At 71.2% G+C, this 13342-nt stretch carries 11 protein-coding genes; all 11 read right to left on the minus strand.

Annotated elements, in window-relative coordinates:
• Positions 1-216: 216 nt before the first annotated feature.
• On the minus strand, positions 217-1539 hold the full coding sequence (locus JK361_RS27615; RefSeq protein ID WP_201822807.1) for an MraY family glycosyltransferase: 1323 nt from the start codon (positions 1537-1539) through the stop codon (positions 217-219).
• Between the two features lie 181 nt (positions 1540-1720).
• Positions 1721-2959 (minus strand): serine hydroxymethyltransferase, encoded by a 1239-nt coding sequence (gene glyA, locus JK361_RS27620; protein ID WP_201822809.1) that lies wholly within the window; start codon positions 2957-2959, stop codon positions 1721-1723.
• A 328-nt stretch (positions 2960-3287) separates the two neighbouring features.
• On the minus strand, positions 3288-3965 hold the full coding sequence (locus JK361_RS27625) for an arsenate reductase/protein-tyrosine-phosphatase family protein (RefSeq protein WP_201822812.1): 678 nt from the start codon (positions 3963-3965) through the stop codon (positions 3288-3290).
• Positions 3962-4609, minus strand: a complete 648-nt coding sequence (locus JK361_RS27630; protein WP_201822819.1) for an L-threonylcarbamoyladenylate synthase — start codon at positions 4607-4609, stop codon at positions 3962-3964. The genes JK361_RS27625 and JK361_RS27630 overlap by 4 nt, the downstream gene beginning before the upstream one ends.
• Before the next feature lie 52 nt (positions 4610-4661).
• On the minus strand, positions 4662-5507 hold the full coding sequence (gene prmC, locus JK361_RS27635) for a peptide chain release factor N(5)-glutamine methyltransferase (protein ID WP_184968716.1): 846 nt from the start codon (positions 5505-5507) through the stop codon (positions 4662-4664).
• A 35-nt stretch (positions 5508-5542) separates the two neighbouring features.
• Positions 5543-6619: a peptide chain release factor 1 gene (gene prfA / locus JK361_RS27640; RefSeq protein ID WP_201822822.1), complete on the minus strand. Its 1077-nt coding sequence runs from the start codon at positions 6617-6619 to the stop codon at positions 5543-5545.
• Positions 6620-6725: 106 nt separating this feature from the next.
• On the minus strand, positions 6726-6947 hold the full coding sequence (rpmE, locus tag JK361_RS27645; RefSeq protein WP_030740744.1) for a 50S ribosomal protein L31: 222 nt from the start codon (positions 6945-6947) through the stop codon (positions 6726-6728).
• A 143-nt stretch (positions 6948-7090) separates the two neighbouring features.
• Complete coding sequence (locus JK361_RS27650; RefSeq protein ID WP_201822825.1) at positions 7091-8221, minus strand: LCP family protein; 1131 nt, start codon at positions 8219-8221, stop codon at positions 7091-7093.
• A gap of 424 nt (positions 8222-8645) precedes the next feature.
• Positions 8646-10667: a transcription termination factor Rho gene (gene rho / locus JK361_RS27655; RefSeq protein WP_201822828.1), complete on the minus strand. Its 2022-nt coding sequence runs from the start codon at positions 10665-10667 to the stop codon at positions 8646-8648.
• 421 nt (positions 10668-11088) lie between these two features.
• Entirely contained in the window at positions 11089-12006 is a 918-nt protein-coding gene (gene thrB / locus JK361_RS27660) for a homoserine kinase (protein ID WP_201822831.1), read from the minus strand.
• A 274-nt stretch (positions 12007-12280) separates the two neighbouring features.
• Entirely contained in the window at positions 12281-13339 is a 1059-nt protein-coding gene (thrC, locus tag JK361_RS27665; protein WP_201822835.1) for a threonine synthase, read from the minus strand.
• Positions 13340-13342 lie beyond the last annotated feature (3 nt).

Below are 13342 nucleotides of genomic sequence, written 5' to 3' on the forward strand. Positions count from 1 at the left end.
GGACCGTCGCACTCAGGTCCTTCGGCTCTATCCGGGGTTCTCGTGAACCGTATCACAAACTATTTGATGAGGTCTTTACCTGCTTGGTGTGCTTGCTGTCACACATGAGAGTGACAGTGCCCGTCTGTGCAAAAACCGAGCCGACTTGTCTGGTATTGGGGTGCTTCGCTCCCCCACGACTTGGCAATGCTCTAGTCAGATTCTTACCTGGCCGTATCAACGGCGATCAACGAAACGCGAACGAGCGCCGATCGCGGTCGCTCCGTTGACGCCCGAGACACCGGCGCTGACCGGGGCCCGCTCCTCGCTTCCGGAGGCATCCTGCTCCGCGGTCTGCGCGGTCTGCGCTGCCGCGGCCTCGGGAGCCCGGCGCCGCCTCCGGTACCGCGGCGGCACGAACCGCTGCGCCCACACCGGCACCCGCGGCCTGAAGCGCGGGAGCAGCAGCAGGACCAGCCCGATCGCGCTGAGGAAGACGATGCCCAGCACGATCCACATCGACGCCGAGTTGACCGAGTAGGCGAGCGCCCCGAAGGCGATCAGGGCCGACCAGAAGTACATGATCAGCACGGCCCGGCTGTGCGAGTGGCCGATCTCCAGCAGCCGGTGGTGCAGGTGCCCGCGGTCCGCGGCGAACGGGGACTGGCCGCGCCAGGTGCGCCGGACGATCGCCAGGACCAGGTCCGCCGTCGGCACCGCGATGATCGTCAGCGGGAGCAGCAGGGGGATGTAGACCGGCACCGTCTGGTGCACGGCCGCCTTCTCCGAACCCGCGTACAGGTTCAGCGCGTCCGGGTCCACCTGGCCGGTGATGGAGATCGCGCCGGCCGCCAGCACCAGGCCGATCAGCATCGAGCCCGAGTCGCCCATGAAGATCCGCGCGGGATGCATGTTGTGCGGCAGGAAGCCCAGGCACATGCCCATCAGGATCGCCGCGAACAGCGTGGCCGGGGCGGCGGCCTCGATGCCGTACGACACCCAGACGCGGTAGGCGTACAGGAAGAACGCGGCCGCCGCGATGCACACCATGCCGGCGGCGAGGCCGTCCAGGCCGTCCACGAAGTTCACCGCGTTGATCGTGATGACGACCAGGGCCACGGTCAGCAGCGTGCCCTGCCACTGGGTGAGGGCGACGTTGCCGACGCCCGGGACGGGCAGCCACAGGATCGTCAGACCCTGCATGACCATCACACCCGCGGCGATCATCTGACCGCCCAGCTTGATCAGCGCGTCGATCTCGAACTTGTCGTCCAGGACGCCGATCAGCCAGATCAGGGCGGCGCCGGAGAGCAGCGCCCGGGGCTCGTTGGACTTGGCGAAGACCTCGTTGAGGTTGGCCAGGTGGTCCGCGACCAGCAGTCCCGAGCACAGGCCGAAGAACATGGCGATACCACCGAGGCGCGGAGTGGGTTCCCGGTGCACGTCCCGGGCCCGGATCTCCGGCATCGCCCCGGCCACGATCGCGAACTTCCGTACCGGCCCTGTCAGCAGGTACGTCACCGCGGCCGTGATGCAGAGCGTCAGCAGGTATTCACGCACGGGCTTCCCCACAGGTCTCGCTGGCCATCACAGCCCCACACCCTAGCGACGGATGCATATGAATGAGGACTGCCGGGTAGCGACGATGGTTGCACGCAAGGCTGTGTGCCCCGCTCCGCGGCGGTCCGCGAAGGTCCACAACGGGACACATCAGGGTGTACGGAACTGCGCCTACCCGCGCTCAGCCGGGATACGGCGGAAACTGGCCGGCGAGTGCGCGCACCTCCTCACGCGCCGCGGCCGGCTCCGTCGCGCCCCGCAGCACGGCCGCCAGCAGCGCCGCGATCCGCACCATCTCCGGCTCCCCCATGCCCTGCGTTGTCACCGCGGCCGTGCCCAGGCGCAGCCCGCGGCCGTCGCCGTGCGGCAGCACGCAGCAGTCCAGCACCAGGCCGGCCGCCAGCAGCCGGCCGCGCGCGGTACGGCCGTCCACGCCGAGCGGGGCCGGGTCCGCGGTGATCAGATGGGTGTCCGTGCCGCCGGTGGTGACGACCAGCCCCTCCGCGGCCAGGTGACCGGCGAGGACCCGGGCGTTGGCGACCACCTGATGGGCGTACACGGTGAAGGCCGGCGCCGCCGCCTCGCCGAACGCGACGGCCTTGGCGGCGATGGTGTGCATCTGGGCGCCGCCCTGGGTGAAGGGGAAGACGGCCCGGTCGACGCGCTCGGCCAGCTCGGCCCCGCACAGGAGCATCCCGCCGCGCGGACCGCGCAGCACCTTGTGGGTGGTGGCGCACACGACGTCCGCGTACGGCACCGGGTTGGGCGCCGCTCCCCCGGCGACCAGCCCGATCGGATGGGCCGCGTCCGCGATCAGATACGCCCCGACCTCGTCCGCGACCTCGCGGAAGTAGGCGTAGTCGATGTGGCGGGGGTAGGCGATGGAGCCGCACACGATGGCCTTGGGCCGGTGGTTCCGGGCCAGGTGGCGCACCTGGTCGTGGTCGATCAGCCCGGTCTCGGCGTCGACGCCGTAGCCGACGAAGTCGAACCAGCGGCCGGAGAAGTTCGCCGGCGAGCCGTGGGTGAGATGGCCGCCGTGGGGCAGGCCGAGGGCGAGGACGGTGTCGCCGGGGCGCAGCAGGGCGGCGTAGGCGGCCAGGACGGCCGAGGAGCCGGAGTGCGGCTGGACGTTGGCGTGCTCGGCGCCGAACAGGGCCCTGGCCCGGTCGACGGCGGCGCGTTCGGCGACGTCGACGATCTCGCAGCCGCCGTGGTGGCGGGCACCCGGATAGCCCTCGGCGTACTTGTTGGCGAGCGGTGAGCCGAGGGCGGCGAGCACGGCCGGCGAGCAGAAGTTCTCGGCGGCGATCAGCTGGAGCGTCGTGGACTGCCGGGTCAGCTCCCCGAGCAGGATCTCGGCCATCGCCGGGTCCTGCCGCCGCAGGACATCGGTCTCGTGAGCGGTGGTGACCGACATGGCGGGCTCCGGGCGGTCGACGGTGACGTATCCCCAATGTAGGCCCGGGGTACGGCCGACGCGCGACCGTTACCGCCGTTGATGTCCGTTTCCCCACCCGTACGCGCGCGGGTCCGTCCCGGATGCGCGGGTGCGGGTGGGTCCGTCCCGGGTGCGGATCCTCCCGGATGCGCGGGTGCGTGTGCGTCCGTCCCGGTGCGGGTCTTCCCGGATGCGTCCCGGGTGCGGGTCTTCCCGGATGCGTCCCGGGTGGGTGCGGGTCCGTCCCGGGTGGGTGCGTGGGCTCGCCGGGCAGGCGCGGTCCGTCCCGGGTGGGCGGGGGTCCGTCCTAGGTGTGTGCGGTCACGCCCGTCAGCGCGGTGACGACCGGGTCCAGCGCGTCTCGTATCTCGTCGCCGATGGACCGGAAGAAGGGCAGCGGGGCGCCGTAGGGGTCGTACACCTCGTCCGCCTCGGCGGTCGGGGCGAGCAGCCAGCCGCGCAGGGCCGCGGCCGCCCGCACCAGCGCCCGGGCCCGCAGTACCACGCCGTCCTCGAGCGGCGGCAGCGTGGCCGGATCTATCGCACGGACCAGGCGGGTGAACTCCTTCAGGGTGAAGGTGCGCAGCCCCGCCGAATGGCCCATGGAGATGACCTGGGCGCGGTGGTCGCGGGTGGCGGTCAGCACCAGGTCGGCCATGATCACGTGCTCGTCCAGCAGCTCCCGGCCGACGAAGCCGGTGGCGTCCGCGCCGAACTCGCCCAGCACGGCCTCCGCGTTGGCCTCCATGGGCGCGCCCTCGTGTCCCCACGTGCCGGCGCTCTCCACGACCAGCCCGCCGCCGAGTACGCCGAGCCGCTCCGCGACGAAATGGCGGGTCAGCCGCTCGGTGATGGGCGAGCGGCACACATTGCCGGTGCTGACGTGGAGGATGCGGAAGGTGTCGCGGGGGAACCCGAACGTCGTCGTCTCCTCCGCGCTGAAGCCCCCGCCGCCTATGCCACGCCCCGCTTCAGGGGCCGTCAATTCGCCACCTCAAGGTCGGGTACGACCTTGCGCAGCTCCTCCGCGGAGAGCGCGCCCTCGCGCAGCAGCAGCGGCACCCGGCGGGAGACGTCCACGATGGACGACGGAACGTTGCCCGGGGTGGGGCCGCCGTCGAGGTAGACGGAGACGGAGTCGCCGAGCATCTCCTGCGCGGCGTCGCAGTCCTCCGGCGCCGGGTGGCCGGTGAGGTTGGCCGAGGACACGGCCATGGGGCCGACCTCGGTGAGCAGCTCGATGGCGACGGGGTGCAGCGGCATGCGCACGGCGACCGTGCCCCGGGTGTCGCCGAGGTCCCACTGGAGGGACGGCTGGTGCTTGGCGACGAGCGTCAGGGCACCCGGCCAGAACGCGTCGACCAGCTCCCAGGCCAGCTCGGAGAAGTCCGTGACGAGGCCGTGCAGGGTGTTCGGCGAGCCGATGAGGACGGGGGTGGGCATGTTGCGGCCCCGGCCCTTGGCCCCGAGCAGGTCGGCGACGGCCTCCGAGGAGAACGCGTCGGCGCCGATGCCGTACACCGTGTCGGTCGGCAGCACCACCAGTTCGCCCCGGCGGACGGCGGACGCGGCCTCGCGCAGACCCGTCACGCGGTCGGTCGCGTCATTGGTGTCGTATCGCCGTGCCATGTCTAGCGGGCCTCCTCGTACACGGACTGCGGGGTTGAAGACTGCGGGGCGGTCACGGCAGCGCCTTGCGGGCGGTGGCGAAGCGTGGCCTGTTGTTGAGGTCCGGGTGGTCGGCCGCGTCGGCCCAGCCCCGCTCCTCGGTGAAGATCCACGGCACCTGGCCGCCCTGGGTGTCGGCGTGCTCGATCACGACGACTCCGCCGGGGCGCAGCAGCCGGTGCGCGGTGCGCTCGATGCCCCGGATGAGGTCGAGTCCGTCCTCGCCGGAGAACAGCGCCAGCTCGGGGTCGTAGTCGCGGGCCTCCGGGGCGACGTACTCCCACTCGGTGAGCGGGATGTACGGCGGGTTGGAGATGACCAGGTCGACCTGGCCGTCCAGGTCCGGGAAGGCGGTGAGGGCGTCGCCCTGGCGCAGGTCGACCCGCGATCCGGCCACGTTCTTCCGCGTCCACACGAGGGCGTCCTCGGACAGCTCCACGGCGTGCACGCGGGAACGCGGCACCTCCTGGGCGAGGGCGAGCGCGATGGCGCCGGAGCCGGTGCACAGGTCGACGATGCACGGCTCGACGACGTCCATGGCGCGGACCGCGTCTATGGCCCAGCCGACCACGGACTCGGTCTCCGGCCTGGGCACGAACACCCCCGGCCCGACCTGGAGTTCCAGGTACCGGAAGTAGGCCCGGCCGGTGATGTGCTGAAGCGGCTCGCGCTGCTCGCGCCGGGCGATGACCTCCCAGTACCGGGCGTCGAAGTCGGCGTCCTTCACGGAGTGCAGTTGGCTGCGCTTCACGCCGTGCACGAACGCGGCCAGCTCCTCCGCGTCGGTGCGCGGCGAGGGCACGCCGGCGTCGGCCAGCCGCTGGGTGGCCTGGGCCACCTCGGCGAGCAGCAGGTTCACGCGAGTCCTCCGTGTCGTACTGGTGCGTACGTGTGTTACGCGGCGGCGAGCTTCGCCGCCGAGTCGGCGTCGACACAGGCCTGGATCACCGCGGCGAGGTCGCCGTCGAGGACCTGGTCCAGGTTGTACGCCTTGAAGCCGACGCGGTGGTCCGAGATGCGGTTCTCCGGGAAGTTGTAGGTGCGGATCTTCTCGGAGCGGTCGACGGTGCGGACCTGGCTGCGGCGGGCGTCGGCGGCCTCCCTCTCCGCTTCCTCCTGTGCCGCGGCGAGCAGCCTGGAGCGCAGGATACGCAGGGCCTGCTCCTTGTTCTGCAGCTGGCTCTTCTCGTTCTGGCAGGAGGCCACGACGCCGGTCGGCAGGTGCGTGATGCGCACGGCGGAGTCGGTGGTGTTCACGGACTGACCACCGGGGCCGGAGGACCGGTAGACGTCGATGCGGAGGTCGTTCGGGTTGATCTCGACGTCGACCTCCTCGGCCTCGGGCGTGACGAGGACGCCGGCCGCGGACGTGTGGATACGGCCCTGGGACTCGGTCGCCGGGACGCGCTGCACGCGGTGCACACCGCCCTCGTACTTCAGGCGGGCCCAGACGCCCTGCCCGGGCTCGGTGGCGCCCTGGCCGCCCTTGGTCTTCACGGCGACCTGGACGTCCTTGTAGCCGCCCAGTTCGGACTCGGTGGCGTCGATGATCTCGGTCTTCCAGCCGACGCGCTCGGCGTAGCGCAGGTACATCCGCAGCAGGTCACCGGCGAACAGCGCCGACTCGTCGCCGCCCGCGCCCGCCTTGATCTCCAGGATGACGTCCTTGTCGTCGCTGGGGTCGCGCGGGACGAGCAGCAGGCGCAGCTTCTCGGTCAGCTCCTCGCGCTGCTTCTCCAGGTCCTTGACCTCGGCGGCGAAGTCGGGGTCGTCGGCGGCGAACTCGCGCGCGGTCTCGATGTCGTCGCCGGTCTGCTTCCAGGAGCGGTACGTGGCGACGATCGGGGTCAGCTCGGCGTAGCGCTTGTTCAGCTTGCGCGCGTTGGCCTGGTCGGCGTGGACCGACGGGTCGGCGAGCTGCTTCTCCAGGTCGGCGTGCTCGGCGACGAGTTCCTCGACGGCCTCGAACATCTTGGGCTCCTGTACTGCGGTGAAGGGAAGGGCGGGCGACCAAAAACGCCGGTCCCGGGCACACCCCCGGTAAGGGTGCGGCCGTGGACCGGCGATATGGGGCTCGCTACTTCTTGGAGCCGGCAGCCTTGCCGAAGCGGGCCTCGAAGCGGGCCACACGGCCACCGGTGTCGAGGATCTTCTGCTTGCCCGTGTAGAACGGGTGGCACTCGGAGCAGACCTCGGCCCGGATGGTGCCGGACTCGATGGTGCTGCGGGTGGTGAACGACGCGCCACAGGTGCAGCTGACCTGCGTCTCGACGTACGCGGGGTGGATGTCGCGCTTCAAGGTGTCTCCTAGGTTTCGGGAGGGCGCCGGGTCGCCGCCGCGGGATGCGGGAGCGTGAACCGGAGCCGACGTACCAGTCTGCCAGGACTGGGGCCATCCACCCAAACCGGGGGTGCGGTTGTTCTATTCCCGGGGGTGGGCGGTCAGCTCACGACGCCCTTGGCCTCGCCGGTGGCCGTCCCCTCGGTGGCCGCTGCCGGGATCGGCCTGTCGTTCTTCAGGGCGTCCCACACCAGCCGGGCCTTCTCCTTCGCCAGGAGGACCCGGTTGGGGTTGGCCGGGTCGTACTGGACCGGCATCGTGACCATCTTCATGTGGGACGAGCCGATGCCCTTGAGGCCGCCCGCGAAGTCCATCAGGTCGTTGACCGAGCCGAGGTCGGAGTCGGTGGTGACGGCCTTGGTGGCGGTGTCGGCGAGGTCGTACAGCTTCTTCGGGTTCGTGAAGACGCCGACGTGCTTGACCTGGTCGATCAGGGCCTTGATGAACGCCTGCTGGAGCTGGATGCGGCCCAGGTCGGAGCCGTCTCCCACACCGTGCCGGGTGCGGACCAGGCCGAGGGCCTGCTCGCCGTTCAGGGTGTGCGGGCCGGCCTTGAGGTCGAGGTGGCTCTGCGGGTCGCGGATGTCCTTCGTCGTGGTGACCTGGACGCCGCCGAGGTCGTCGATGAGCTTCTGGAAGCCCTCGAAGTCGACCTCCAGGTAGTGGTCCATGCGGATGCCGGTGATGGACTCCACGGTCTTCACCGCGCAGGCCGCGCCCCCGGTGGAGTACGCCTCGTTGAACATCACGCCGGAGGCGGCGGAGTGCGTGGTGCCCTGGGTGTCGGTGCACTGGGGGCGGTCGACGAGGGTGTCGCGCGGGATCGAGACCACGCTGGCCCGCTTGTGACCCTCGTACACGTGGACGATCATCGCCGTGTCGGAGCGGGCGCTGCCGTCGTCGGTGCCGCCGCCGAGCTTCTTGTTCTGGCCGGAGCGGGTGTCCGAGCCCAGGACCAGGATGTTCTCGGAGCCGTTGTCGATCTTCGTGGGCCGGTCGGTGCCGAGGGCCTGGTTGATGTCGACGCTGTGGATGTTGCCGTTGAGCTTGAAGTACACGTACCCGGCGCCGACGCCACCCAGCACGACGACGCCCGCGGCGGTCCAGGCCGTCGCGCGCATGGCCTTGCGGCCCGTGCTGGGGGCCTTGCGGCGGCGTCCCTTGCCGCTGCGGCGGGGATCGGCCGTGCCCGGCTCGGATATGGCGGGCTCGGGCGTGCTCTCGGCGGCCACTGCGCTCCTAGGTCTCGGCGGTCGATTACCCCCTGCGGTCAGGGACTGGCTCGGTTGTCACCGCTCCATCGTCGCTCCGCCTGGTCAGACGGGGAAACTCGGGAAAGGGTTGCACAGTGCGAAATGCCCCTCGCGGGCGGCGACGGGGCGGGGTGCGCAGCCGGACGAGTCGGGCGTAACCGGCTCACCTGCGCCTTCGGCCGAAGCCGCGGCACCGCCGGGAACCCGCCCCGACGGCCTCGGATGTGGCACAGATCTCGCCGGGCCGCCCTTCCCGTGCGGATACGGACAGGACGGGCGGGGCGGAAAGCGGCCGGGCCGGCCCTTCCCGTGCGGGATACGGGCAGGACGCGGGCGGGGCGGAAAGCGGCCGGGCCGGCCACGGTCAAACCGTGGCCGGCCCGGCATGTCGCCTCGACGGGGGTCAGTCGCCGTTGCCCGGCGTCGGCGTCGTCTTCTGGATCTGCATCAGGAACTCGACGTTCGATTTCGTCTGCTTCATCTTGTCGAGAAGCAGCTCGATCGCCTGCTGCTGGTCCAGCGCGTGCAGCACCCGGCGGAGCTTCCAGACGACCGCCAGCTCCTCGTTGCCGAGCAGGATCTCTTCCTTACGGGTACCGGACGCGTCCACGTCCACCGCCGGGAAGATGCGCTTGTCGGCGAGCTTGCGGTCGAGCTTCAGCTCCATGTTGCCGGTGCCCTTGAACTCCTCGAAGATCACCTCGTCCATGCGGGAGCCGGTGTCCACCAGGGCGGTGGCGAGGATGGTCAGCGAGCCGCCGTCCTCGATGTTCCGCGCCGCACCGAAGAACCGCTTCGGCGGGTACAGCGCGGTCGAGTCGACACCACCGGACAGGATGCGGCCGGAGGCCGGCGCCGCCAGGTTGTAGGCGCGGCCCAGACGGGTGATGGAGTCGAGCAGCACGACGACGTCGTGGCCCAGCTCCACCAGACGCTTGGCGCGCTCGATGGCGAGCTCGGCGACCGTGGTGTGGTCCTCGGCCGGGCGGTCGAAGGTCGAGGAGATGACCTCGCCCTTGACCGACCGCTGCATGTCGGTGACCTCTTCCGGACGCTCGTCGACGAGGACGACCATCAGGTGGCACTCGGGGTTGTTGTGCGTGATCGCGTTGGCGATCGCCTGCATGATCATGGTCTTGCCGGTCTTCGGCGGGGCCACGATCAGACCGCGCTGGCCCTTACCGATCGGCGACACGAGGTCGATGATGCGGGTGGTGAGCACGCCCGGGTCCGTCTCCAGGCGGAGGCGGTCCTGCGGGTAGAGCGGGGTCAGCTTGTTGAACTCCGGTCGGCCGCGGCCGTGTTCGGGCGCCATGCCGTTGACGGAGTCGAGGCGGACCAGCGCGTTGAACTTCTCGCGGCGCTCGCCCTCCTTCGGCTGGCGGACCGCACCGGTGACGTGGTCACCCTTGCGCAGGCCGTTCTTGCGGACCTGGGCGAGGGAGACGTACACGTCGTTCGGGCCCGGCAGGTAACCGGAGGTCCGGATGAAGGCGTAGTTGTCGAGGATGTCCAGGATGCCCGCGACGGGGATCAGGACGTCGTCCTCGGCGACCTGCGGCTCGGCGATGTCGTCGCGGCCACGGCGGCCACGGCGGTCGCGGTAGCGGCCACGACGGCCACGGCGGCCGCCCTCGAAGTCGTCGTCGTCCTGCGGGCCGGTGTTGCGGTCCTGCCGGCCGCCCTGCTGCTGGCCCTGCTGCTGGCGGTCCTGACGGCCACCGCCCTGCTGCTCGTCGCCCTTGCCGCGGCGGTCGCGGTCACGGCCGCGCTCGCGGCGGTCGCGACGGCCACGGCCCTCGCCGTCACCGGCGTCGCCCTTGGCCTCGCCCTGCTGCTGCGCGGGCGCCTCGGCCTTGGTCTCGCTCTTGGCCTCGGCGGCGACGGTCTCGGTGCCGCCGGACGCCGGGCTGCCCGCCTCGGCGGTGGCACGGCGGCGACGGCGCTCGGACGGGGCGTCGTCGGAGGCCGGCTGGCCCGGGATCTCGATCTGCTGCTGGGCCACGGCCTTCTCGGCCGGGGCGGAGGAGGCACCTCCCTGCTCGAGCGAGGACGCGGCCTTGGGGGACTTGGCCTCCGCCTTCTTCTCGGCCTCCTCGCCGGTGCGGGCCTTGGAGGTGGCGCGGCGCTTCGGCTTGGTCTCGGCGGCGTCCCCGGCGGGGGCGGACGCGGCCTTGGGGGCGGCACCCCCGGCGGCCTGCGCCTCCTTGATGACCTCGATCAGCTGGCTCTTGCGCATCCGCGCGGTGCCCCTGATCCCGAGGCCCGAGGCGACCTGCTGCAGCTCGGCCAGCACCATGCCCTCGAGGCCGGTACCACGGCGCCGCCGGGAGCCGGCACCGGTGGCAGGCGCGGAGGCGTCCGTGGAGGGCGCGGCAGCGGTCTCCTCGACACGTGCGCCCATCAGATCGGTGGTGTCGCTCACGAAGGGTCCTTCCCTGGAGCGGACGTCGGCCTGTCTGGCTCGGCGACCGGTTGTGCTGTCCGGCTACGGTCCTGTCTTCTGCGAACCGTGCCGGGGCGGTGGTCCGCCAAAGCGGCGGAAGAAATGTGCGGTGACGGCGCTTCCGCGAGTCGTGGCACCCGGTGTCACGTGGCGTGGTAGCACCTTTTCCGGAGCTCCCCCAGAGGGGGTACCCCCACCGGCGGCCCGCTCAGTGCTCGCATACGACGTACTGCCCAGGTACGGCGCAAGGAACACGGAGTGGCGCGGGAGACTCCCGGAAGAATGTCTGTCCCGGACGGGGACACGAAGCACCTCGCCATGGTGGGGTCGGGTGCAGACTTGAGATTAACACTACCGGATCCAACAAACATTCCCCCTCTCCATATCCGGCAACCGTGTGTCAGGTCGCAAGCGGCAGCACGCTCGCTCCCTGTACATCCAGGTCCAGCCGGTTGGCGGCCCAGCCCTCGCCCGCGAGGTGGGACACCTTGTCGGCGCTCTCGGCGTCGGCGAGCGCCATGACCGTGGGTCCGGCGCCGGAGATGACGGCCGGGATGCCGTCGGCGCGCAGCCGCTCCACCAGCGCGGCGCTCTCCGGCATGGCCGGGGCGCGGTAGTCCTGGTGGAGGCGGTCCTCGGTGGCGGGCAGCAGCAGCTCGGGGCGCCTGGTCAGGGCCTCGACCAGCAGGGCGGCGCGGCCCGCGTTGGCGGCGGCGTCGACGTGCGGCACGGTGCGCGGGAGCAGGCCGCGCGCGGTCTCGGTCAGGACCGGCTTTCCGGGCACGAAAACCACCGGAACGATGGAATCGTGCGGCTCCATCCTGATGGCCCGGGCGGAGCCGGCCTCCATCCAGGACAGGGTGAAACCGCCGAGCAGACAGGCGGCCACGTTGTCCGGGTGGCCCTCGATCTCGGTGGCCAGTTCCAGCAGCGCGGCGTCGTCCAGACGGGCCTCGCCGCCTATGGTCACGGCGCGGGCGGCGACGATGCCGGCGCAGATGGCGGCGGAGGAGGAGCCCAGGCCACGGCCGTGCGGGATGCGGTTGGCGCAGACGATCTCCAGGCCCCGGGGCTGCCCGCCCAGCAGGTCGAAGGCGGTGCGCAGGGAGCGGACGAGGAGGTGGCTCTCGTCGCGCGGGAGGGTCTCGCTGCCCTCGCCCGCGATGTCGACGTGCAGCCCGGAGTCGGCGACCCGGACGACCACGTCGTCGTAGAGCCCCAGCGCGAGGCCCAGGGCGTCGAAACCCGGGCCGAGATTGGCGCTGGTGGCGGGAACGCGCACCCGGACGGCGGCGGCGCGGAAGGCTGGACCGGCCATCGCTCGAAGACTCTCCTTGAGCTGCGTGACGGTCGAATGACGCTCGAGGGATTCGATGGTCATTCGGTGGACTGCCGATGACTGACGTGCGAAGACCCGTCGGGCCGCGGAGACGGCGCGGCGCCGTGCCATACGCGGGGGCATATGCGGTAGGCGGGTTCGGTACAGCCTATCGAAGGAAGGTTCTGTGGCGACATAGGGCGCACAGGAGGCGCACGATGCGTGTCGTATGCCTCCTGTGCACCGTGTCGGGGACTGCCCGGACCCGGACCGCTCAGGCGAGGCCGAGGCGCTCGGCCGCGGTGGCCGCGTCGACCGGGACGGTGACCGGCTGCGGGGCGCCGGCGACGGCCCAGTCGGGGTCCTTCAGGCCGTTTCCGGTGACCGTGCACACGATGCGCTGGCCCGGGTCGACCTTGCCCTGCTCGGCGGCCTTCAGCAGGCCGGCCACGGAGGCGGCGGAGGCGGGCTCCACGAAGACACCCTCCTGCGCGGCCAACAGGCGGTAGGCGCGCAGGATCTCACGGTCCGTCACCTCGTCGATGGCACCGCCGGACTCGTCCCGCGCGGCCAGCGCGTACGTCCAGGAGGCGGGGTTGCCGATGCGGATGGCGGTGGCGATGGTCGACGGGTCCTTGACGACCTCGCCGCGCACGATCGGAGCGCTGCCGGACGCCTGGAAGCCCCACATCCGGGGGGTCCGGGCGGCGATGCCGTCGGCGGCGTACTCCTTGTAGCCCTTCCAGTAGGCGGTGATGTTGCCCGCGTTGCCGACCGGGAGGACGTGGATGTCGGGCGCGTCGCCGAGCATGTCCACGATCTCGAAGGCGGCCGTCTTCTGGCCCTCGATACGCACCGGATTGACCGAATTCACCAGCGCCACGGGGTAGTTGTCGCTCAGCTCCCGCGCCAGGGTGAGGCAGTCGTCGAAGTTGCCGTCGACCTGGAGGATCTTCGCGCCGTGCACGAGGGCCTGGCCCATCTTGCCGAGGGCGATCTTGCCCTGCGGGACCAGCACGGCGGACACCATGCCCGCCCGCACCGCGTACGCGGCGGCGGAGGCGGAGGTGTTGCCGGTGGAGGCGCAGATGACGGCCTTCGCCCCCTCCTCCTTGGCCTTGCTGATGGCCATGGTCATGCCGCGGTCCTTGAAGGAGCCGGTGGGGTTGGCACCCTCCACCTTCAGGTGGACCTCACAGCCCGTGCGCTCGGAGAGCACCTGCGCGGGCACGAGCGGCGTGCCGCCCTCGCGGAGCGTCACGACCGGCGTGGTGTCGGATACCGGCAGACGGTCCCGGTACTCCTCGATGATTCCGCGCCACTGGTGTGTCATTGC

This window comes from Streptomyces musisoli (assembly GCF_016741855.1).
In the GTDB taxonomy this organism is placed as follows: Bacteria; Actinomycetota; Actinomycetes; order Streptomycetales; family Streptomycetaceae; genus Streptomyces; species Streptomyces musisoli.

Excerpts from the sequence above, each read along its gene's own strand:
- glyA (WP_201822809.1), bottom strand. The coding sequence starts at position 2,959 with ATGTCGGTCACCACCGCTCACGAGACCGATGTCCTGCGGCGGCAGGAC.
- JK361_RS27630 (WP_201822819.1), bottom strand. The coding sequence starts at position 4,609 with ATGGCACGGCGATACGACACCAATGACGCGACCGACCGCGTGACGGGT.
- prfA (WP_201822822.1), bottom strand. The coding sequence starts at position 6,619 with ATGTTCGAGGCCGTCGAGGAACTCGTCGCCGAGCACGCCGACCTGGAG.
- thrB (WP_201822831.1), bottom strand. The coding sequence starts at position 12,006 with ATGGCCGGTCCAGCCTTCCGCGCCGCCGCCGTCCGGGTGCGCGTTCCC.
- thrC (WP_201822835.1), bottom strand. The coding sequence starts at position 13,339 with ATGACACACCAGTGGCGCGGAATCATCGAGGAGTACCGGGACCGTCTG.